This window comes from Arthrobacter sp. THG-b23 (assembly GCF_059091265.1).
Genome location: NZ_JBNHGM010000011.1, coordinates 25,651 through 46,786, shown reverse-complemented (window position 1 = coordinate 46,786; position 21,136 = coordinate 25,651). Strand labels below are relative to the sequence as shown.

Here is a 21,136-nt window from a genome sequence, read left to right as displayed (position 1 = left end):
CCCCGTAAGCTATTCGTAGATATGTTCGGACAATCCGCCCGCCGTGCTGCTGGCGGGCGGACTCCGGGCCGCAGGCCGGAATTGGGAGTTGAGTTCATGATTAGCTCGTTGCGCGGCGTTGTCGCCCACGTGGGATTGCAATCGGCCGTGATCGACGTCAACGGATTCGGCATGCTCGTCCAGGCGACGCCGCAGACCCTGGGCACGCTGTTCGTGGGGCGGGAGGCCGAACTGGCCACCACCATGATTGTCCGCGAAGACGCCATGACGCTGTTCGGCTTCGAGGACGCGGCGCAACGGGAAGTTTTCGAAACCCTCATCTCGGTCAGCGGGGTCGGTCCGAGGCTGGGCCTGGCGGCGCTGTCGGTGCACTCGCCCGAAGCCCTGAGGGTTGCCGCCGCGGAGGGGGACAGCAAGGCGTTCACCAAGGTTCCGGGCATCGGGCCAAAGCTCGCCGGCCGGATCGTGCTGGAGCTGGCCGGGAAGCTGATCCCCACCGGCGAGCAGGCCCCCCGACAGACGGGCGGCTGGAAGGGACAGGTGCAGGAGGCACTGGCGGGCCTGGGCTGGTCGGAGAAGGACGCCGCCGCGGCGGTGGACATCACCGCGGAGGAAAATCCGGAGGCGGCGGCAGCGGGCAATGTGGGCGATTTGCTGCGCCTGACCCTGCGCAGGCTGGGCCAGGACGGTGCCCGGACGGGCTCGGCGCGGCGGACCGCGGGAGTGAACTAGCGTGGCAGAGGATTCCGAGAACAACCGGCTGGTCTCCAACACGTCGGAAACCGAAGAACGCGCGATCGAGTCGGCGCTGCGGCCCAAGAATTTGGACGATTTCGTGGGCCAGGCCAGGGTCCGCCAGCAGCTGTCGCTGGTGCTGGAAGCTTCCCGGATCCGCGAACGCACGGCCGACCACGTCCTGCTGTCCGGCCCGCCCGGGCTGGGCAAGACCACGCTGGCCATGATCATTGCCGCGGAAATGAACGCGCCGCTGCGAATCAGCTCGGGACCGGCGATTCAGCACGCGGGCGACTTGGCGGCGATCCTGTCGTCGCTGACCGAAGGGGAGATCTTCTTCCTGGATGAGATCCACCGGATGTCGCGGCCGGCGGAGGAAATGCTCTACATGGCGATGGAGGACTTCCGGGTGGACATCGTGGTGGGCAAGGGCGCCGGCGCCACCGCCATCCCGCTCGACCTGCCGCCGTTCACCCTCGTCGGGGCCACGACCCGGGCCGGGCTGCTGCCGGGTCCGCTGCGCGACCGTTTCGGCTTCACCGGGCACTTGGAGTTCTACGCCGTCGCGGAGCTTGAACTGGTGCTTCGCCGCTCGGCCATGCTGCTGGATCTCAAGGTGAGTTCGGCGGGCTTCGCCGAGATCGCCGGACGCTCCCGCGGCACTCCGCGCATCGCCAACCGGTTGCTGCGCCGCGTGCGGGACTGGGCCCTCGTGCACAAGATCGAGGAGATCGATGCGCGTGCGGCAGCGGCTGCGCTGGATATGTACGAAGTCGACGAACGGGGACTGGACCGGCTGGACCGGGCGGTGCTGACCGCGCTGATTACCAAGTTCGGCGGAGGACCCGTGGGTTTGTCCACCCTGGCCATAGCCGTCGGCGAGGAAACCGAGACGGTGGAGACGGTGGCCGAGCCCTACCTGGTCCGCGAAGGGCTGCTGGGCCGGACGCCGCGCGGACGGGTCGCCACCGCCGCCGCCTGGCAACACCTGGGGCTGGCGGTGCCGGATCATCTGGCCGCGGGACAGACCGAAGACCTGCTCTCGGAACTGCTGGAGCCGGACACGGATTTCGCCGAAAACTGAAGCTTGACCGTGTAAGGGCCGTCACCGCGTAGAATGGTAGGAACGTGCGGAGTGCGCCGTTCCTCGCGGGACGCGGCAGGCTGCGTACACGGCCCGGATTTTCCTACCGGTCCGCTCCAGACTTTTAGGACGGAACTTTCCTGTGTTCGTAAACCTCTTCACCGGCACCACTCCTCAGCAGCAGTCGGGCGGCATCGACGTGATGACGATCGCCCTGTTCGCCGTTTTCGCGCTGCTGATCTTCTTCATGTTCCGCAAGCAGAAGAAGGTCCAGGCCCAGATGCGCGAAAAGGCGGAGCGCCTCAAGGAGCAGATGGTGCCGGGCACCGAGGTGATGACGCAGTTCGGCCTCTTCGGCACCGTCGTTTCCCTCGACCCCGACAACAACAAGGTGGTCCTTGAACTGTCGCCGGGCAACACCGCCACCGTGCACACCCAGGCGGTGAACGAAGTGGTGACGCCGGAGACCCCCGAGGTCCCCGACGACGCCTCGTCCCTCACCGCGGAAACCGCCACCCGCCCGGAGGAATCCGCCGAGGACACCCTCAAGCGACTGAACGAAGAACAGAACAAAGACACCAAGTAGGCCAGCAACGGCTTAGCCGTATAGGCGTGCAGTGGCGGGGCATGCCCCGCCACTTCGCCATGTACCGGCCGGTTCCGCCGGCCGACTGAGCCGATGAGAGAAAGATCTTCCATGGCACGATCCGGTTCCACCAGCATTGCGCGGCGGACACTTATCTGGCTCGGTGTGCTCCTTGCCGCCGGCACCGTCATCCTGGGCAGCGGTGTGTTCACCGGCCAGGCGAGCTGGGCGCCCAAGCTGGCGCTCGACCTCGAGGGCGGCACCCAGATGATCCTGGCCCCGCAGGTCCAGGGCGGCGGGGGCGAGATCACCGCCGAGCAACTCAACCAGGCCGTGGAGATCATCCGCCAGCGCGTCGATGGTTCCGGCGTGGCGGAAGCTGAGATCACCACGCAGTCGGGCCGCAACGTGGTGGTCAGCCTGCCCGGTGTTCCGGACCAGCGAACCCGCGAACTGATCCAGGCTTCGGCCGCCATGGAATTCCGCCCGGTACTCACCGTTGCGCCCGGTTCCGCCGTCCCGGAAGAAGAGCGGACGCCCGAAGCGGACCTTCCGGAACCGGCTGCCGCCCCGGAGAACGCCAGCGACATGAACTGGATCACCCCGGAGCTCTACCAGGAGTTCGAGGCGCTCGAATGCCTGGATCCGGCTGCAGCGGACGAGGAGACCGAGCCTGCCGACCCGGCCAAGCCGATGGTCGCCTGCGAACCGGACACCGGCATGAAGTACATCCTGGGCCCGGTGGAGGTGCCCGGCACGGACATCGCCGACTCCAGCTTTGGCCAGGTGCGCGGCACTCAGGGACAGACGCTGAACCAGTGGGCAGTGAACATCGAGTTCAACGGCGAGGGGACCGAAACTTTCAAGGCCGTGACCGAACGGCTGTTCGGGCTCTCCGGCGCCCAGAACCAGTTCGCCATCGTGTTGGACGGCGAGGTGATTTCCGCCCCGACAACCAACGCCGTCATCCCGGACGGCAAGCCGCAGATCACCGGCAACTTCACGGAAGAATCTGCCCGTGTCCTCTCCGAACAGCTGAAGTACGGCGCGCTGCCGATCAGCTTCGAGATCCAGAGCGAACAGCAGATTTCCGCCACCTTGGGCGCCGACCAGTTGCGGATGGGCCTGTTCGCCGGGCTCATCGGGCTGGCGCTGGTCGCCGCCTACTCGATCTTCCAGTACCGCATGCTCGGCCTCGTGACCATCGCGTCGCTGGTGGTGGCCGGAATTATGACCTATCTGGCGATTGCCATCCTGGGTTGGACCGAAAACTACCGGCTGTCCTTGGCCGGCGTCGCGGGCCTGATTGTGGCGATCGGCCAGACCGCCGACTCGTTCATCGTCTACTTCGAACGTATCCGCGACGAACTGCGCGAGGGCCGGGGCCTGGTCTCGGCCGTGGATAACGGCTGGAAGCGTGCACGGCAAACCGTGCTGGCCTCCAAGGCAGTCAACTTGCTGGCCGCCGTCGTGCTCTACTTCGTGGCGGTGGGCAACGTGCGCGGTTTCGCCTTCACGCTGGGCCTAACCGCGGTGGCCGACCTCCTGGTGGTCTTCATGTTCACGCACCCGACCATGCAGCTGCTGGCACGCACCAAGTTCTTCGGCGAGGGCCACCGGTTCTCCGGCCTGGATCCGCGCTTGCTGGATGCAGTGCCGCTGTACCGCGGGGCAGGGCGGATCCGCCAGCCCGGCGAACGCAAGGCGCCTGTGCGGGCCAAGAACGCCGCGGCGGCCGCCGAAGCCGACCGCCGCCAGACCATCGCCGAACGCCGGGCGGCCGAGAAGCAGCGCGCCACCAGCGGCGCGGGCCGCGGGTCCGACAAGGAGAGCAACTAAATGGCCAACTTTGCTAAGTGGGGCAACGATCTCTACACCGGCAAGCGCTCCTACGACTTTGTCTCCAAGTACAGGCTCTGGTTCGGCATTGCCGCCGCCGCGATCCTCCTGTCCATCGTGGTGCCGTTCGTCAAGGGCGGGTTCAACCTGGGCATCGATTTCCGCGGCGGTTCCGAGTTCACCGTTTCCAACGTGGAAAACACGGACGTCGGTCCCGGCGAGGCTGCCGTGGCCCAAGTCGCCGCGGATGCAGATCCCCGCGTGACCAACATCGCCCCGGGGACCATGCGGATCCAGACCGAGCGGCTGGACGACGACCAGACCCTGGAACTGCGTGACGCCCTGGTCGAAGCCTACGACGTCAACGCCGACCAGGTGACGTCCTCCTTCGTCGGTCCTACCTGGGGTGCCGACGTGACCCGGCAGGCTATCTGGGGCCTCGTGGTGTTCGTTGTGCTGGCGGCGATCATGATGGCGCTGTACTTCCGGACCTGGAAGATGTCCGTCGCCGCGCTCAGCGGCCTGGTGGTCGTGCTCATCGTGACCGCCGGCATCTACTCGCTGAGCGACTTCGAGGTGACGCCCTCGGCGATCATCGGCTTCCTGACCATTTTGGGGTACTCGCTCTACGACACGGTGGTGGTCTTCGACAAGATCCGCGAGAACACGGAGGACCTGGACAAGTCCACCCGGAGGACCTTCGCGGAAGAGGTCAATCTCGCCGTGAACCAGACCCTGGTCCGGTCCATCAACACCTCCGTGGTCGCCGTCCTGCCGGTCGCCGCCATCTTGTTCATCGGCGCGTTCCTGCTCGGCGCCGGCACGTTGAAGGACGTGTCGCTGGCGCTGTTCATCGGCATCATCATCGGCACCGCCACCACAATCTTCATTGCGGCGCCAATGTACGCGCGGCTCCGGGCAAAGGAACCGGCGCTGCTCAAGCAGGCCAAGAAGGTGGAAGAACGGCGCCGCACCGAGGCTGCCCCCGCGGTATGACGCTGCAGCGGGACGCCGGGGCCGCCGGACGGGCATAGAATGGTTTTTCCGGAACAGTGCTGGGCCGTGCGCCGCCCGCCGGCGGACCAAAGGCTGTAGCGTCGTTCCAGGATCAATCGGGAAGGGCGGGAAAGTTGGCCGAACACCTTAGGTCGACGGACCAGGCCAGTGATGCCGGCGTGAAGCCGGATCCTGGTCCTTCTGTCGTGCCCGCGGCCTCCGAAATCCCCGGCACCGCACCCGTCCGCCATGCCTTCCCGGGCCGCCGGGAACGGACGATGTCCCGGCTTGCCCGGCTGGCCGGACGGGGCGGCACCAGTTATTCGCCCATCCTGGAGCCGCTGCTGCGCACCGTCCGGGCCAACAACCCGCGCGAGGACTTCGACCTGATCCACCGCGCGTTCGTGGTGGCCGAGCGCAGCCACCGCGGGCAGAAACGCAAGAGCGGCGACCCGTACATCACGCATCCGGTGGCCGTAGCCACGATCCTCGCGGAACTGGGCATGACCGGAACCACGCTGGCCGCCGCCCTGCTGCACGACACCGTCGAAGACACCGAGTACACTCTCGCCGACCTGAAGGCGGAGTTCGGTCCCGAGATCGCGATGCTGGTCGACGGCGTCACCAAGCTGGACAAGGTGCAGTTCGGCGACGCGGCCCAGTCGGAGACCGTGCGCAAGATGGTCGTGGCGATGGCCAAGGACATCCGCGTCCTGGTGATCAAGCTGGCCGACCGGTTGCACAACGCCCGGACCTGGCGCTTTGTCTCCCCGGAGTCGTCGGCGAAGAAGGCCCGCGAGACCCTGGAGATCTTCGCCCCGCTGGCCCACCGTCTGGGCATGAACACCATCAAGTGGGAGCTGGAAGATCTCTCCTTCGCGGCCCTGCATCCGAAGGTCTATGAAGAGATCGTGCGGATGGTGGGGGAGCGCACCCCCGAACGCGAGAAGTACCTGACAACGCTGCGCACCAAGATCGGCGACGATCTGCGCGCTGTGAAGATCAAGGCCACGATCACCGGCCGGCCGAAGCACTACTACTCGATCTACCAGAAGATGATCGTGCGGGGTAAGGACTTCGACGACATCCACGACCTGATGGGCATCCGGGTCCTGGTGGACACGGTCCGCGACTGCTACGCGGCGCTCGGGGCCCTGCATGCGCGCTGGAACCCGCTGCCCGGCCGGTTCAAAGACTACATCGCCATGCCCAAGTTCAACATGTACCAGTCGCTGCACACCACGGTGATCGGTCCGGGCGGCAAGCCGGTGGAAATCCAGATCCGCACCCATGAAATGCACCGCCGCGCCGAATACGGCGTCGCGGCCCACTGGAAGTACAAGGACATCGCCCGCGGCGGGCCGGCCGACGGCGGCGACATGGGCTGGCTCCGCAGTTTGGTTGACTGGCAGCAGGAGACCAGCGACCCCGCCGAGTTCCTGGACTCCCTCCGGTTCGAAATCAACGCCAAGGAAGTCTTCGTCTTTACCCCCAAGGGCGAAGTCATGGCGCTGCCGGCCGGATCAACCCCGGTGGACTTCGCCTATGCCGTGCACACCGAAGTTGGCCACCGCACCATCGGTGCCCGGGTCAACGGCAAGCTGGTCCCGCTGAACAGCGAACTCAGCCACGGCGACTGGGTGGAGATCTTCACCTCCAAGGCCGAGGGAGCCGGCCCCAGCCAGGATTGGCAGGGCTTCGTCAAGAGCCCGCGGGCACGGAACAAGATCCGCCAGTGGTTCACCAAGGAGCGCCGCGAAGAGGCGATCGAAAAGGGCAAGGACCAGCTCACCCGAGCCATGCGGAAGCAGAACCTGCCGCTGCAGAAGATGATGACGCACGACGCGTTGATGTCGGTGGCGCAGGAACTTCACCACGCCGACGTGTCAGCGCTGTACGCCGCCGTGGGCGACGGCCACACGTCCGCCCAGAATGTGATCGAGCACTTGGTCGGCCTGCTCGGCGGACGGGAAGCGGTCGAGGAGGCCGAGCCGTCCCTCCCGACGACGGTCAAGCGGCCGAAGCATCCGGACTCCGGCGTCACCGTCGTCGGCGTCGGCGACGTGTGGGTCAAGCTGGCCCGGTGCTGCACCCCGGTCCCGCCGGATCCCATCGTCGGGTTCGTCACCCGGGGCTCGGGCGTGTCGGTGCACCGCTCCGACTGCCGCAACGTGGCCGAGCTGCGCGAAAGCCCCGACCGGATCGTCGACGTCGCGTGGGCGCCCACCCAGTCCAGCGTGTTCCTGGTGGAGATCCAGGTCGAGGCGCTGGACCGCAAGAGCCTCCTCTCCGATGTCACGCGCGTGCTCGCCGAGAACCATGTCAACATCCTCTCCGCCACGGTGCACACCTCGAGCGACCGGCTGGCGATCTCGCGGTTCTCCTTCGAGATGGGCGACCCGAAGTACCTCAGCCATGTGCTCAGCGCGGTGCGGCGCATCGACGGCGTGTACGACGTGTACCGCAGCTCGGGATCCCAGCGCCGCTGATCCACCCGACGGCGGGGACGCCCCGCCGCGTCCCCCGGGCAGAACGTTCCCGCTGTCAGGCTGCGCCCATCGCCGAGTCCAGGCGCTGCAGCGCCCGGGACTTGCCCGGCAGTCTCGGCCGGGCCTCGATTGCCTGGCGGATGGCGTCCAGCGGACAGCCGAGCCCGCTGGTTCCGGCCAGCGCCCTCAACACGGGGACAGCGTCCGGGTCCGGTGCGTGCAGGGCAACGTCCAGCGCGGTCCGCAGCGGTGTGCTGACCGGGACCCCGCCGATTGTCACGGTATCCAGGGGGCCCAGCGTCACTTCGTGGATCAGGGCAAGGCGGTACCGGCCCTGCGACGTGGTCCGGTGCCGGTGGTCCAGCAGCACCGAAAGTTTCTGCGGGGCCGGCGCGCAGCCGTAAACCCATGCCGCCGTCAGCCTCCCCAGCACCACTTTCCGGCGGACATGCTCGGGCAGGCTGTAGTACGCGGCGGCCGCGCGGTGCCGGGGTGTGATCTGGTCCCACGGCAAGGCGAACCCCGAACCATAGACGTTGACCAGGAGGCCGTCCAGGCGCATGCACTCAAGTTCGCTGCGGCTGAAGGGATGCCCCGGTCGGAGTACCGCCGGCGGGGCCTGGGCGTTACGTGCAGCCGCCGGAGCGGCGGGAGGTTGACGGGTCATGCCAGACAGCATGCCAAAATGGTCCGGGACAGCCGAAGGGCCCCGGAACGCTTTGTGGAAAGCGTTCGGGGGCCCTTCGGCTGTGTAGGGCTTACCCGCTAGGAGAAGTCCTCCGCAGAGCGCTGCAGCGTATCGAGCCACTGGCGGCGGGCATCCAAGGCCTCGCGGGCCTTGGCGATCCGCCGCTGGTCGCCGGCCTTTTCGGCCTGGGCCAGGTCATCCTCGAGCCCGACGATTGCCGACTCAAGCTGGGACAGCGCGCTGTTGGTACGGGCCTTGGTCTCCGGGTTCGTCCGGCGCCAGTGGTCGTCGTCGGCGGCCTTCACCGCGTCCTCAACCTTGCGCAGGCCCGCCTCGATCCGCTGCATGTCACCGCGCGGGACCTTGCCGGCTTCTTCCCAACGGTCGCGGATGGACTGCAGGGCCTTCTTGGCTGCGGACAGGTCGGTCACCGGCAGCAGCGCCTGGGCCTCGGCGACCAGCGCCTCCTTGACCACCAGGTTGGCGGCGAACTCCTGGTCGATCGCCTCGTTGGCGGCCTGGCGCGCGGCGAAGAACTTGTCCTGCGCCGCCCGGAACCTCGCCCACAGCGCGTCGTCATCCTTGCGGCTGGCGCGCTTGGAAGCCTTCCAGTCGTCCATCAGCTTCCGGTACTCGGCTGCGGTGTGCCCCCAGTCGGTGGACGTCGAAAGCTCTTCGGCCCGGGCGATCAGGGCTTCCTTGGCGGCCTTTGCCGCCGCGTTGTCGCTGTCCAGCTGGCTGAAGAACGCGCGGCGGTGCCGGTCGAAGACCGTCCGTGCGGAGCGGAAGCGTTTCCACAGTGCGTCCTCGGTGCTGCGCCCCAGCCGGATGCCGTTCTTCTGGGCGGACTTCCACGCGTCGAAGAGTTCGTTCATCCGGGCGCTGCTGGTCTTCCACTGCACCGACGACGGGTCCTTGCCGGCGATTTCCTCCGCTTCGGCGACGATGGCTTCGCGGGCCGCCAGTTCGGCGGCACGCAGGGCTTCCTGGCTTGCCTTCTCGGCCTTCTGCAGCTCGCCGATGGCAGTGCCAAGTTCGGCCAGCCGGGACTCGAGCGCGGGCACGTCGCCCACCATGTGGCGTTCGGCCACCTGGGCCTTCAGATGCTCCAGGGTCTTGTGCATGTCGTTGGAGGGAGCCTTGGCTTCCACCCGCTGTTCCAGCAGCGCCGCCTGGGCCGCGACGTCGTCATACTTGCGCACGAAGTAGGCCAGCGCCTCGTCCTTGCTGGCGTCCGGGTACTGCCCGACAGGGTGCTCCTGTCCGTCGAGCAGCAGGAACACGTGGCCGTCGTCGGTGACCCGCGCCCACTTGGAAGCTTCGGACAGCGGCGTGGAGGCGACCGCCGGAACGGGGATGACCTGTTGGGCGGGAGCAGCGGCAGCAATCTTTCCCGGCATGGCCGCCGGCGTGGGCTTGGGGCCCGGGGCGGGCTTCGGGACCGGTTTGCCCGCCGGTTGCGTGGCGCTGGGGGAAGGCCCCGGCGCTGCCGGCGCCCTTTCCTCGGTGGCCGGCTGCTGCGCGGCGGCCGGGGGCTCGGTGGCGGCGGGCTCGCCGGCCTCCGGCGCCCGTTCTGCCGGTGCAGCAGCCTCCGGCGCCTGCACAGCCTGTTGTGCCGGTGCCGCCTCCGGCGCCTGCACAGCCTCTTCGGCGGGTGCCGCCTCCGGCGCGTACGCAGCCTCTTCGGCGGGTGCCTGTCCGGCTGCCGGAACGCTTGCGGCTTGTTCGATCGGGGCCTGTTCCGCTGCCGGACCGGTTGCGGTCTGTTCGGTTACGGCGGTCTGGGCTGCTTCGTCGGATTGCTGACTGGGTGTCACCGCTAGAACTCTTTCGCTTGTGCCTGGCGCCGCCTGTTCAGCGGCACCAACGTGGTGGGGTGCTCACTGGAGGGTGAACGACTCTATTGTTACCGGTATCTTAGGCGGGCCGTCCTGGCTGTCGGCATCCTCGACGCCTCCGGCCGCGATCTGCTCGATGACGTCCAGCCCTTCCGTTACCTTACCCATAATCGTGTAGCCGCCGGTATCCTGCGGGATCGTCGAATCTTTCCACGCAATGAAGAACTGTGTCCCGTTGCTGTAGGTATCCGCACCGCGGGCGACGGCAATAGTGCCGGCCGGATACACGCCGTCTTCGGGGGTGTTCTCCACCGGGCCCCACTGGTATTCGGGATCGCCGCCGCCCGCCCCGTCCACGGAACCGCACTGCAAAACGCCCATGCTGGCGGCGGTGGTGAGCCGGTGGCAGGTCTTGCCCTCGAAGAAACCGTCCCGGGCCAGGGTGCTGAAGACCGCTGCCGCCTGGGGCGCCACGTTGCCGTCCAGTTCTACGCCGATGTCGCCCTCGTTCGTGGCGATGGTGCCGTTGAAAACCTTTCCCTCGGCGATCTCCGGCGACGGAATGTTTGCCGCGTTGGCGGAGGGCTGCGGCGAGGCAACGCCTTGCGGGTCTTCGAGGCCTTGGCGGACCTGTTCCACCTCCGACGGAGTGGGGTTCGAGGCGAACACGGTCAACTGGACGATCACGCCACCGGCTACCAGGGCCGCCACTGCTGCGCCGCCGATAATGTTGTCGCGCTTGCGCCGGGCCGCCTGCTGCCGGCGCAGGTCGCGCTTGGCCTCCATCCGGGCAATGCGGCGCCGGGTTTCGCGGTCATGACGGCTCCGGGCCAAAGCTCCTCCTGGTCGTTGCGGTGAACGGCTCCGCCCGACGTCGGGGCGTCACCCGGCAGCGCGTTTGGTTCCGCTGCCGTGGCAGGCCTTAAACTGGTCCAGCAGCCAGTCTAGCGATCCGGTGCCTCCGCACTGCCGCCGGCTTCGATGCACCCGCCTCATCCTTACCCCTCATGTCTAGGAGATACGTCCATATGGCACGCAAGGCCTCCCTGTCAGGCTTCCCGGAATGGCTTCCGCAGGAGAGGCTTGTGGAGCTGCATGTTCTGGATTCGCTGCGCCGGACGTTTGAGCTGCACGGCTTCTCCTCCATCGAGACCCGCGCCGTCGAAACCGTGGCCCAGCTGCTGCGCAAGGGCGAGATCGACAAGGAGGTTTACGGCCTGCACCGCCTGCAGGCCGACGAATCCGAGGGCAAGGCCGAGGACAAGCTGGCCCTGCACTTCGACCTCACGGTGCCGTTCGCCCGCTATGTCGTGGAGAACGCCGGCCACCTGGCCTTCCCGTTCCGTCGCTACCAGATCCAAAAGGTCTGGCGGGGCGAGCGCCCGCAGGAGGGCCGGGCCCGTGAGTTCACCCAGGCGGACATCGACGTGGTGGGCGACGGCGAGCTGCCGTTCCGCTACGACGTCGAACTGGCGTTGGTCATCGTCGAGGCCCTCAGCGCGCTGCCCATCCCGGAGTTCAAGCTTCGCGTGAACAACCGGAAACTGGCGGAAGGCTTCTACCGCGGCATCGGCCTGACCGATACCGTCGGCGTGCTGCGCAGCATCGACAAGCTGGAGAAGATCGGTCCCGAGAAGGTCGCCGCACTGCTCCAGGAAGAACTCGGCGCCACCGACGAACAGGCGCAGGCGGCGCTGAAGCTGGCGTCCATCCGCACCGAGGACACCTCCTTCGTGGACCAGGTGCGGGCGCTCGGTGTCCGGCACGAGCTGCTGGACACCGGTCTGGCCGAGCTGGAGGAAGTCATCGGCGAGGCGCACCGGCGCGCCCCGGGCAAGGTGCTGGCCGACCTGAGCATCGCCCGCGGCCTGGATTACTACACCGGAACCGTCTACGAAACCGTCCTCGTGGGCCACGAGCAGCTGGGCTCCATCTGCTCCGGAGGCCGTTACGACGCGCTGGCGGCCAAGGGCAACCGGACCTTTCCCGGCGTTGGCCTCTCCATCGGCGTGACCCGGCTCGTCATGCGGATCCTGGGACAGGAGCTCGCGGCGGCGTCCCGCCAGGTGCCGACGACGGTGCTCATCGCCCTGGCGAACGAGGACAGCTGGTCGCAGGCCCAGGACGTGGCGGGGGAGCTGCGTTCGCGCGGCATCAGCGTGGAGGTGGCCGCGAAGGCGGACAAGTTCGGCAAGCAGATCAAGTACGCGGACCGCCGCGGCATCCCCTTCGTCTGGTTCACCTCGCTGGCCGACGACGGGAGCCTCAGCCACGAGGTCAAGGACATCCGCTCCGGCGACCAGGCCGCGGCCGATCCGGCGGTCTGGACCCCTCCGGCGGAGGACCTGGCCCCGCAGATCACCGCGGCCGCCCACTGACGGCGGCCGCGTTGCCGGCCCGGCTCAGGCGCCGGGGCGGCGGCGGACCGGCGCCAGCGCCGCGCGGCCGACCACGCCCGCGCCGAGCACGGCCACCATCATCAGCACGGACGTGACCGGCAGGGTGAAGGCCAGCAGCAGGCAGCCGACGAGCCCTGCAACATTCAACAGCTTTGGCGCGTGCCAGGGCCGCTCGTCGAGGGTCAGGGCGGCCGCGTTGGTGACGCTGTAGTAAATCAGCACGCCGAAGCTGGAGAGCCCCACCACCGCGAGCACATCCTGGGTGAGCAGCAGGAAAATGACGACGGCGGCCACGACCAGGTCCGCCGCCCACGGAACCTTGAAACGGGTACCCACCGTGGCGAAGACGCGCGGCAGGTCGCCTTCCCGGGCCATGGCGAAGGTGGTCCGGCCGACGCCGGCGATCAGCGCCAGCAGGGCGCCCAGGCTGGCGAGGGCGGCGGCGATGGCCATGGCCGTGGTGCCCACGCCGCCTCCGACCTCCTCCATGACGGCGCGCAGCGGGGCATCGCTCTCCGCCAGCAGCTCGGGTCCCAGGTAGCGCAGCAGTCCCAGGCCGATCAGCATGTAGAGCACGAACGTAATCAGCAGCGCGGAGAAGATGGCCACGGGAATCAGCTTCTTCGGTTCGCGGATCTCTTCGCCCATCGTGGCGATCCTGGCGTAGCCGGCGAACGCGAAGAAGAACAGCCCCGCGGCCTGCAGCACGCCGTACGGCGACGCGGCGATCTGCCCGGCCGGAGCCCCGACCGGATCGGCGTCGAAGGCCACAACGATTGCGAAAACCAGCACGGCGGCCACGAACGCCACGATCCACCGGGTTACCCAGGCGGTCCGGGTGATGCCCAGCAGGTTGATCGAGGTCAGCACGACGACGGCGGCCACGGCGGCGGCGGTGGCATACTCCGGGAAAACGTAGAGGCCGAAGGTTAGGGCCATGGCCGCGCAGGAGGCAATCTTGCCGGTCACGAAGCTCCAGCCGGCCAGGAAGCCGGGCCATTCGCCCAACCGCTTCCGTCCGTAGATATACGTGCCGCCGCTGGTGGGGTAGAGGGCGGCCAGTTGCGCGCTGGCCGCCGCGTTGCAATAGGCCACAAACGCTGCGATGGCCAGTGCCAGCGGCAGCCAGGGACCGGCGGCGGCAGCCGCGGGACCGAACACGACGAAGACGCCGGCTCCGATCATGGATCCGACGCCCACGGTGGTCGCATCGACTCCGCCCAGGCGGCGTTCCAGCGACGATTCACTACTCACGGTTGCTCCAGCTCCTTGCCCGCTGCGCCCCGGCGCCGACCGGCCGGTCCGGGCCATTTCCTGCCGCACGGCGGTAGTCGAGGTCCGGGGCGCGGCTTGATCAACGGTAAACTCGTCTACATCTCCACTCACCATAGCCGTACCCCGCCACCGCACGAGGTAAACAGCGGGCGGCGAACAGATGAGCGAATCGTTCTACCGGAAGGACTGTTGTGCTGCGCACACACGACCTCGGCACCCTCAGGGCCGAGCACATCGGACAAACCGTTACCCTCGCCGGCTGGGTGGCCCGCCGCCGCGACCACGGTGGTGTGGCGTTCCTGGACCTGCGCGACGCCTCCGGTGTGGCGCAGGTAGTGGTCCGCGAGGAGGACGTGTTCCATTCGCTGCGCAATGAATACGTGCTGCAGATCAAGGGCACCGTGGAGAAGCGCCCGGAGGGCAATGAAAACCCGGCCCTCGCCACCGGTGAGGTGGAGGTGATGGCGGAGGACGTCGTCGTCCTCAACACCGCCGATCCGCTGCCGTTCCAGGTGGACGAGCACGTGGAGGTGGGCGAGGAAGCCCGCCTCAAGCACCGCTACCTGGACCTGCGCCGGCCGGGCCCCTCGAAGGCGCTGCGGCTGCGCTCGGAAGCCAACCGGGTGGCACGCGAGCTCCTGCACGGCGACGGATTCGTGGAGATCGAGACCCCGACCCTGACCCGCTCGACGCCGGAAGGCGCCCGCGACTTCCTGGTCCCGGCGCGCCTGGCCCCGGGGGCCTGGTATGCGCTGCCGCAGTCCCCGCAGCTGTTCAAGCAGCTGCTGCAGGTGGGCGGCTTCGAGAAGTACTACCAGATTGCCCGCTGCTACCGCGACGAGGACTTCCGGGCCGACCGCCAGCCGGAGTTCACCCAGCTGGACATCGAGGCCAGCTTCGTGGACCAGGACGACATCATCGCCCTCGGCGAGCGGATCGTGCAGGCCCTGTGGCGGCTGATCGGCGTCGAGATCACCGCGCCGATCCCGCGGATGACCTACGCCGAGGCGATGGACAAGTACGGTTCGGACAAGCCGGACCTGCGGTTCGGGCTGGAGCTGACCGAGCTGACCGAGTTCTTCAAGGACACCACGTTCCGCGTCTTCCAGGCGCCCTATGTGGGTGCCGTGGTGATGCCCGGCGGAGCCTCGCAGGCCCGCCGCACGCTGGATGCCTGGCAGGAATGGGCCAAGCAGCGCGGCGCCAAGGGCCTTGCCTACGTGCTGGTCCAGGAGGACGGCGAGCTGACCGGCCCGGTGGCCAAGAACCTCACCGACTTTGAGCGCGAGAACCTCGCGGGCACCGTGGGCGCCAACCCCGGCGACTGCATATTCTTCGCCGCCGGCGACCGTGCCGCCTCCCGCGCGCTGCTGGGCGCGGCGCGCGTGGAGATCGGCCACCGCACCGGCCTGATCAACGAGGGCGACTGGGCGTTCGTCTGGGTGGTCGACGCGCCCATGTTCGAGCCTGCCGAAGCGGCCGTCGCCTCGGGCGACGTGGCCGTGGGCGGCGGCAAGTGGACGGCCGTGCACCACGCCTTCACCTCGCCCAAGCCGGAATTCATGGACACCTTCGACACCGACCCGGAGTCGGCGCTGTCCTACGCCTACGACATCGTCTGCAACGGCAACGAAATCGGCGGCGGATCCATCCGTATCCACCAGCGGGACCTGCAGGAACGCGTGTTCAAGGTGATGGGCCTGGACAAGGAGTCCGCGCAGACCAAGTTCGGCTTCCTGCTGGAGGGCTTCAAGTACGGCGCCCCGCCGCACGGCGGCATCGCCTTCGGCTGGGACCGCGTGGTTGCCCTGCTGGCCGGCGAGGAGTCCATCCGCGAGGTCATCGCCTTCCCGAAGACCGGCGGCGGCTACGACCCGCTGACCGCAGCGCCGGCACCGATCACGCCGCAGCAGCGCAAGGAAGCCGGCGTCGACGCCAAGCCGCAGCCCAAGGACGCGGCCAAGGAGGCCGGAACCAAGGCGGAGTAGCCGGGCACTCTAACCTCCCTGACGCACGACGGCGGGCGCGCACACCTCTTGCGGTGCGTGCCCGCCGTGCTGTCTGCTGGGAGCATGCAGACAGCTACCGGTGGCGGCGTCGCCGTCGTCCCGGCAAACCGGGCCTCTTGGGACGACCTGCAGGCGGTTTTCGGTGCCCGCGGTGAAGCGGCGCGGTGCCAATGTCAGTGGTTCCAGACGCCCGCGGCTCAGTGGCGGGAGGAGCTGGTCGAGGACCGGGCTCTCCGGCTCCGGGCCGAGACCCGGTGCGGTGATCCCGCGGCCGGTTCCACCAGCGGCCTGGTGGCGTACCTGGACGGCGAACCGGCAGGCTGGTGCGCGGTGGAACCCCGGACGGCGTACCGGCGTCTGCGCACCAGCAGGGTGGTGTGGGCCGGCCGCGATGAAGACCCCGACGATGGGACGGTGTGGGCTGCTGTGTGCTTCACCACCCGGGCCGGCTTCCGGCGCCGCGGCATCAGCCGGGCCTTGGCTTCCGCCGCCGTGAACTGGGCGAAGGGGAACGGCGCCCGCGCGATCGAGGGCTACCCGCTCATCCCCAAGCCCGGGCAGCAGGTGACGTGGGGCGAACTGTACGTGGGCAGCCACAGCATTTTTAGCGCGGCGGGTTTCCGCGAGGTCACCCGCCCGACGCCCCGCCGCGCCGTGATGCGCATCGACTTCCGGGAGTAGGGCCGGGCGGTGCCCGGGGCGTCAGGGGGGAACGATAGCCTTGACCGTGTGAGTGACTTGTTCAGTGCGGCCGCAGGCGACGACGAAGACTACGACGGCGACGGCCGGGAACCGGTGTCCGACGGCGACGCCGGATCGGGGCGTCCGCGCAGCCCGCTGGCGGTCCGGATGCGGCCGCGCACGCTGGACGACGTAGTCGGCCAGCAGCACCTGCTCCAGTCGGGATCGCCGCTGCGGCTGCTGGCAGCCGGCGGTGCGGCCACCGGTCCGGCGGGGCCGTCGTCGGTGATCCTGTGGGGTCCGCCCGGCACCGGCAAGACCACGCTGGCCCACGTGATCGCCCGCGGCCCCGGCCGCAAGTTCGTGGAGCTCTCGGCGATCACCGCCGGCGTCAAGGACGTGCGTCGGGTGATGGACGAGGCGCTGACCGCCCGCGACCTGCACCGGATGACCACCGTGCTGTTCCTGGACGAGATCCACCGCTTCAACAAGGCGCAGCAGGACGCGCTGCTGCCCGGGGTCGAGAACCGCTGGGTGGTGCTGGTCGCCGCGACCACCGAGAACCCGTCGTTCTCCGTGGTCTCGCCGCTGCTGTCCCGCTCGCTGCTGCTGACGCTGAAGCCGTTGACCGCCGACGACATCGAAGCCCTGCTGGTGCGCGCCGTGACGGACGAGCGCGGGCTGGCCGGGCGCGTGGCCCTGAGCGATGAGGCGCTGGAACACCTGGTCCGGCTCGCCGCGGGCGATGCGCGCCGCGGCCTGACCGCGCTGGAGGCCGCCGCAGGAGTGGCCTGGGGCGAATCCGGCGGGACGGGCGAGGACGGCGCCCCGGTCCTCGTCGAACTCGGCCACGCCGAGCGTGCGATGGACCGCGCCGCGCTGCGCTACGACCGCGCCGGCGACCAGCACTACGACATCACCAGCGCCTTCATCAAGTCGATGCGCGGTTCCGACGTGGACGCGGCGCTGCACTACATGGCCCGGATGCTGGAGGCGGGGGAGGACCCGCGGTTCGTGGCCCGCCGGATCATCATCCATGCGTCCGAGGACGTCGGCATGGCCGACCCCACGGCGCTGCAGACGGCCGTCGCCGCCGCGCAGGCCGTGCAGCTGATCGGCATGCCCGAGGCCCGGCTGGTGCTGGCCCAGGCCGTGGTCCACATCGCCACTGCACCGAAGTCGCCGGCCTGCTATGCGGCGATCAACGCGGCCGTGGCGGACGTGCGCGCCGGCCGCGGCCAGGGAGTTCCCGTGCACCTGCGCGACTCCCACTACGCCGGTGCCAAGGGCATGGGCCATGGGAAGGGCTACATCTACTCGCACGATGCCCCGCACGGGATTGCCACCCAGCAGTACGCACCCGACGACCTGGTGGGCCGGAACTACTACGAACCGACCACCAACGGCGCGGAACGGGAAATTTCCCCCCGGGTGGACCGGCTGCGGAAGATCATCCGCGGCGACTGACGACGGCGGTGCGCAGCGACTAACGACGGCGGTGCCGGCCGTGCGCAGCTTAGTCTCGGCGCGGCTTGCCGAAGTCCTCGGTGTCCAGGCTGATGGTGAACGGGCCGGAATTCACCAGCTCCAGCTCCATCATGGCGCCGAAGACGCCGGTTTCCACCCGCGCGCCGAGCACCCGCAGCGCCGCCACGAAGTCCTCCACCAAGGGTTCGCCGACCGCCGCCGGGGCGGCCGCCGACCAGGACGGCCGCCGGCCGCGGCGGGTATCGGCGTACAGCGTGAACTGGCTGACGACCAGCAGCGGGGCGCCTGCCGTGGCGCAGGACTGCTCGCCGTCGAGGATCCGCAGCTGCCAGGTCTTCTGTGCCAGGGCCACGGCGTCGTCCGTGGTGTCGGTGTGGGTGGCGCCGACCAACACCACCAGTCCGGGACCGGGCAGGGCGCCCACCACGGCGCCGTCGACACTGACGCTGGCGCGGCTGGCGCGCTGCAAAATGGCTCGCATGGACCCAGCCTAGGCAAAAGCTGCCGGTCCGCACGAACGGCGGGGCCGGAAGCCGGCGACGGGTGCAACCGCGGACGCCGCACTGCACGACCTCCAAGACTCCATGGGCCATGCGGACCCGCGCACCACGCGCCGGTATGAACGGGCCCAAAAACTCAACAAACGCGCCGCCTACGACGGCGCGAAGGCGTTGGCCTGACGGTCAATCCCTTGGACATAGAAGGGTGAACACACACAGGATGATGCGCGTGGTGAAGCCGCGCCAGGCGTACTCTCGAGGCACGTGGGGACTCGGAAGGGGCAGAGCGCTCCGTGCGGTTTCCTCGACTGAAGGAGGAGCCATCAGAACCATCCGTCTCATCAAGCGCCAGGTCGTCGAGACGCCCCAGCCTGCAAAGGCCCTCTTCCTGTGTTTCCTAGGGTTCTTCCTCCTCGCCTTCGTCGTTGCATTACTCAAGGGTCCGGAATGGTTGGTGCTGCTGGTTTTCGGGGCCGCCGGACTCTCATTCTTTCTCTTTGGTCTCTGCATCTTCAGGGACCTCAATGGTGCAGCCAATGCTTGGTCCCGTATGTACAAGGAGAGCAAAGGAATTTCGCAGGAAGGCTTCACCTTCGTCGATGTTCCGACGGTAAGGTTCATGGGCTTCTTCTAGGTCCTGTTCTTTGTAGGCATAGCACTTGAGACTTTCAGATAGCCACACGCGCCCGGCACGCCGGTGAAGGCGGCACCGCCCGCGGACGGGGTCGACCGGGTGGCGGCAGCCCGCGGACCGTGCCCACCCGAAGCGTGCGGCAGCAACCCGAGCTGCTGCTAGAATGGTTGGCTGACTGGCAAGCCGTTCTTCACGCGCCGTCAAACCCCGGATCAAATCAGAGGTGGGGCCAGACGCGTGCCGCGAACGGACTGTAGCTGAAGGTAGCGGTTGACCAACGCTCTCCGATACATGGAGGCCAGCAAACCATTGCACCGCACATAACTGGAAGGACATCGTGGCTAACAACACACGAGCCCGCCGCAAGGTCCGCATTTCGCGTGCCCTTGGCATTGCCCTGACGCCCAAGGCTGAGAAGTACATGGAGCGTCGTCCGTACGGCCCCGGCCAGCACGGACGCGCCCGCCGCAAGCAGGACAGTGACTACGCCGTACGTCTGCGCGAGAAGCAGCGTCTGCGTGCCCAGTACGGCATCCGCGAAGCACAGATGACCCGTGTCTTCGAGGAAGCCCGCAACACCGCCGGCCTGACCGGTGAAAACCTGATCGAGCTGCTGGAAATGCGTCTTGACGCCCTGGTGCTGCGTGCCGGCTTTGCCCGCACGATTGCCCAGGCCCGCCAGCTGGTGGTGCACCGCCACATCATGGTTGACGGCAAGCGCGTGGACCGCCCGTCCTTCCGCGTTTCCGAAGGCCAGCTGATCCACGTGCACGAGCGCTCCGAGAAGATGCCCCCGTTCCAGGTGGCAGCTGCCGGCGCTCACCGCGACGTGCTCCCCAACGTTCCGGCGTACCTGGATGTCGCTCTGGAGAAGCTGCAGGCCCGCCTGGTCCGCCGCCCCAAGCGCTCCGAGGTCCCCGTGACCTGCGAAGAGCAGCTGGTGGTCGAATACTACGCTCGCTAGGCCCGTTGTCCCGGGCGTGAAACCCCGGGACCGCACCTGCGAGATGCCGCCCCCGTGCGCGGGGGCGGCGCTGAACAGCCCGCGGCATCGGCCGCGGGCTGTTCAGTAGGTAAGGTGTTGTCAGTGGCGGGATGGTGCCTTCGTCAAGGTGCGCCCCGCCGTCGTTAGCCGGACCTAAGCAGCGGATGGCCCGCCCACGCTGCGCGCGGAACCGGAGTACGCCATTAACCAGCAAATAGGAGCGTTTGAGCCCATGTCAGGTGGAGATATCGCCGGTCTGATCGCCGCGGGCGTGTTCGCGGTGCTGGTGGCCATTCTGGCCATACCGGTCTGGAAGCTCGGCAAGGTGTTTGACGAACTGCGCCAGGCAATCCGGGAAATCAGCGACGGCACCACGCCGCTGATCGGCGAAGTCACCACTACGGTGAGCACCACCAACGAACAGCTCAGGAAGGTCGACGGGATCTCCAACCACGTCTCGGACGCCTCCGCCAACGTGTCGGCGCTGACCTCGCTGGTCTCCGCGACCCTGGGCTCGCCCCTGATCAAGGTGGCCGCTTTCTCCTACGGCGTGCGCAGCGCCTTCAATGCCGCCGGCAAGGGCGCGCCCGAGGGCAAGCGCCGCCGCGGCCGCTAAACGGGAAAGAGGAACCGATATGAAGCGAATGATCTGGATGGCCGCCGGTGCGGCGATCGGCGTGCTCGCGGTGCGCAAGGTGTCCCAAACGCGTGACGCGTTGGGCCCGGCGGGACTGAACCGTGCCCTGGCGCAGGTGGCCGACTCCGTGGCCAACTTCGCCGACGCGGTCCGCGACGGCATGCAGGAACGTGAAACCGACCTGCGCCTGGCCCTCGGCATCGATTCCGCCGACGACGTCCGCAAGCGATAAGTTTTTCTACGGTCACCGAAGCCGCTGCCCGGCCCCCACAA

Annotated in this window: 19 protein-coding genes; 14 read left to right on the top strand and 5 right to left on the bottom strand. The window is 68.2% G+C overall.

The genetic code is table 11. From position 1 onward, the window contains the following. Positions 1-96: 96 nt before the first annotated feature. From ruvA to AC5RVD_RS15835, 6 genes are all read left to right on the top strand, one after another. The gene (ruvA, locus tag AC5RVD_RS15860; RefSeq protein WP_494113778.1) at positions 97-732 is read left to right on the top strand and encodes a Holliday junction branch migration protein RuvA; all 636 of its coding nucleotides are present in this window, start codon (positions 97-99) and stop codon (positions 730-732) included. A gap of 1 nt (position 733) precedes the next feature. Next, positions 734-1,819, top strand: coding sequence for a Holliday junction branch migration DNA helicase RuvB (gene ruvB / locus AC5RVD_RS15855; RefSeq protein ID WP_494113779.1), 1,086 nt, complete (start codon positions 734-736; stop codon positions 1,817-1,819). Positions 1,820-1,961: 142 nt separating this feature from the next. Then, positions 1,962-2,405, top strand: coding sequence for a preprotein translocase subunit YajC (gene yajC / locus AC5RVD_RS15850; protein WP_494127459.1), 444 nt, complete (start codon positions 1,962-1,964; stop codon positions 2,403-2,405). Positions 2,406-2,516: 111 nt separating this feature from the next. After that, positions 2,517-4,244: a protein translocase subunit SecD gene (gene secD / locus AC5RVD_RS15845; protein ID WP_494113781.1), complete on the top strand. Its 1,728-nt coding sequence runs from the start codon at positions 2,517-2,519 to the stop codon at positions 4,242-4,244. After that, on the top strand, positions 4,245-5,240 hold the full coding sequence (gene secF, locus AC5RVD_RS15840; protein ID WP_494113782.1) for a protein translocase subunit SecF: 996 nt from the start codon (positions 4,245-4,247) through the stop codon (positions 5,238-5,240). Positions 5,241-5,518: 278 nt separating this feature from the next. Further along, positions 5,519-7,729: a RelA/SpoT family protein gene (locus AC5RVD_RS15835; protein WP_494113783.1), complete on the top strand. Its 2,211-nt coding sequence runs from the start codon at positions 5,519-5,521 to the stop codon at positions 7,727-7,729. A gap of 55 nt (positions 7,730-7,784) precedes the next feature. Here the strand turns inward: AC5RVD_RS15835 and AC5RVD_RS15830 are convergent, their stop codons facing one another. From AC5RVD_RS15830 to AC5RVD_RS15820, 3 genes are all read right to left on the bottom strand, one after another. Then, complete coding sequence (locus AC5RVD_RS15830) at positions 7,785-8,396, bottom strand: type IV toxin-antitoxin system AbiEi family antitoxin (RefSeq protein WP_494127458.1); 612 nt, start codon at positions 8,394-8,396, stop codon at positions 7,785-7,787. 98 nt (positions 8,397-8,494) lie between these two features. After that, complete coding sequence (locus AC5RVD_RS15825; RefSeq protein ID WP_494127457.1) at positions 8,495-10,234, bottom strand: DUF349 domain-containing protein; 1,740 nt, start codon at positions 10,232-10,234, stop codon at positions 8,495-8,497. Between the two features lie 63 nt (positions 10,235-10,297). Continuing rightward, positions 10,298-11,089 (bottom strand): peptidylprolyl isomerase, encoded by a 792-nt coding sequence (locus AC5RVD_RS15820; protein ID WP_494113866.1) that lies wholly within the window; start codon positions 11,087-11,089, stop codon positions 10,298-10,300. Positions 11,090-11,283: 194 nt separating this feature from the next. Between AC5RVD_RS15820 and hisS the strand changes: the two genes are divergently transcribed. Beyond that, positions 11,284-12,633 (top strand): histidine--tRNA ligase, encoded by a 1,350-nt coding sequence (gene hisS, locus AC5RVD_RS15815; protein ID WP_494127456.1) that lies wholly within the window; start codon positions 11,284-11,286, stop codon positions 12,631-12,633. Between the two features lie 24 nt (positions 12,634-12,657). Here hisS and AC5RVD_RS15810 read toward each other — a convergent pair whose 3' ends face one another. Beyond that, positions 12,658-13,908 carry an APC family permease gene (locus AC5RVD_RS15810; RefSeq protein ID WP_494127455.1) on the bottom strand — a complete coding sequence of 417 codons (1,251 nt, stop codon included), beginning with the start codon at positions 13,906-13,908 and terminating at the stop codon, positions 12,658-12,660. 212 nt (positions 13,909-14,120) lie between these two features. Here AC5RVD_RS15810 and aspS point away from each other — a divergent pair, with 212 nt between their 5' ends. The 3 genes from aspS (at position 14,121) to AC5RVD_RS15795 (ending at position 18,086) form a co-directional block, all read left to right on the top strand. Next, positions 14,121-15,917 carry an aspartate--tRNA ligase gene (aspS, locus tag AC5RVD_RS15805; protein WP_494127454.1) on the top strand — a complete coding sequence of 599 codons (1,797 nt, stop codon included), beginning with the start codon at positions 14,121-14,123 and terminating at the stop codon, positions 15,915-15,917. An 84-nt stretch (positions 15,918-16,001) separates the two neighbouring features. Further along, positions 16,002-16,619, top strand: coding sequence for a GNAT family N-acetyltransferase (locus AC5RVD_RS15800; RefSeq protein WP_494127453.1), 618 nt, complete (start codon positions 16,002-16,004; stop codon positions 16,617-16,619). A 48-nt stretch (positions 16,620-16,667) separates the two neighbouring features. After that, positions 16,668-18,086 (top strand): replication-associated recombination protein A, encoded by a 1,419-nt coding sequence (locus AC5RVD_RS15795; protein WP_494127452.1) that lies wholly within the window; start codon positions 16,668-16,670, stop codon positions 18,084-18,086. Between the two features lie 49 nt (positions 18,087-18,135). Here AC5RVD_RS15795 and dtd read toward each other — a convergent pair whose 3' ends face one another. Beyond that, positions 18,136-18,588: a D-aminoacyl-tRNA deacylase gene (gene dtd, locus AC5RVD_RS15790; RefSeq protein ID WP_494113492.1), complete on the bottom strand. Its 453-nt coding sequence runs from the start codon at positions 18,586-18,588 to the stop codon at positions 18,136-18,138. 239 nt (positions 18,589-18,827) lie between these two features. On the opposite strand from dtd, the gene AC5RVD_RS15785 reads away from it, so the two are divergent. The 4 genes from AC5RVD_RS15785 to AC5RVD_RS15770 all read left to right on the top strand — a co-directional run bounded on the left by AC5RVD_RS15785 (position 18,828) and on the right by AC5RVD_RS15770 (position 21,095). Next, entirely contained in the window at positions 18,828-19,241 is a 414-nt protein-coding gene (locus AC5RVD_RS15785) for a hypothetical protein (RefSeq protein WP_494127451.1), read from the top strand. 337 nt (positions 19,242-19,578) lie between these two features. After that, entirely contained in the window at positions 19,579-20,205 is a 627-nt protein-coding gene (gene rpsD, locus AC5RVD_RS15780) for a 30S ribosomal protein S4 (protein ID WP_493967703.1), read from the top strand. 253 nt (positions 20,206-20,458) lie between these two features. Beyond that, positions 20,459-20,842 (top strand): DUF948 domain-containing protein, encoded by a 384-nt coding sequence (locus AC5RVD_RS15775; RefSeq protein WP_494113494.1) that lies wholly within the window; start codon positions 20,459-20,461, stop codon positions 20,840-20,842. 19 nt (positions 20,843-20,861) lie between these two features. Beyond that, on the top strand, positions 20,862-21,095 hold the full coding sequence (locus AC5RVD_RS15770) for a DUF6167 family protein (RefSeq protein WP_493987122.1): 234 nt from the start codon (positions 20,862-20,864) through the stop codon (positions 21,093-21,095). Positions 21,096-21,136 lie beyond the last annotated feature (41 nt).

Coding starts and splice junctions, on each gene's coding strand:
- secD (WP_494113781.1), top strand. CDS start 2,517: ATGGCACGATCCGGTTCCACCAGCATTGCGCGGCGGACACTTATCTGG.
- AC5RVD_RS15785 (WP_494127451.1), top strand. CDS start 18,828: ATGATGCGCGTGGTGAAGCCGCGCCAGGCGTACTCTCGAGGCACGTGG.
- AC5RVD_RS15835 (WP_494113783.1), top strand. CDS start 5,519: ATGTCCCGGCTTGCCCGGCTGGCCGGACGGGGCGGCACCAGTTATTCG.
- AC5RVD_RS15830 (WP_494127458.1), bottom strand. CDS start 8,396: ATGACCCGTCAACCTCCCGCCGCTCCGGCGGCTGCACGTAACGCCCAG.
- AC5RVD_RS15770 (WP_493987122.1), top strand. CDS start 20,862: ATGAAGCGAATGATCTGGATGGCCGCCGGTGCGGCGATCGGCGTGCTC.
- hisS (WP_494127456.1), top strand. CDS start 11,284: ATGGCACGCAAGGCCTCCCTGTCAGGCTTCCCGGAATGGCTTCCGCAG.
- ruvA (WP_494113778.1), top strand. CDS start 97: ATGATTAGCTCGTTGCGCGGCGTTGTCGCCCACGTGGGATTGCAATCG.
- secF (WP_494113782.1), top strand. CDS start 4,245: ATGGCCAACTTTGCTAAGTGGGGCAACGATCTCTACACCGGCAAGCGC.
- dtd (WP_494113492.1), bottom strand. CDS start 18,588: ATGCGAGCCATTTTGCAGCGCGCCAGCCGCGCCAGCGTCAGTGTCGAC.
- AC5RVD_RS15800 (WP_494127453.1), top strand. CDS start 16,002: ATGCAGACAGCTACCGGTGGCGGCGTCGCCGTCGTCCCGGCAAACCGG.
- AC5RVD_RS15775 (WP_494113494.1), top strand. CDS start 20,459: ATGTCAGGTGGAGATATCGCCGGTCTGATCGCCGCGGGCGTGTTCGCG.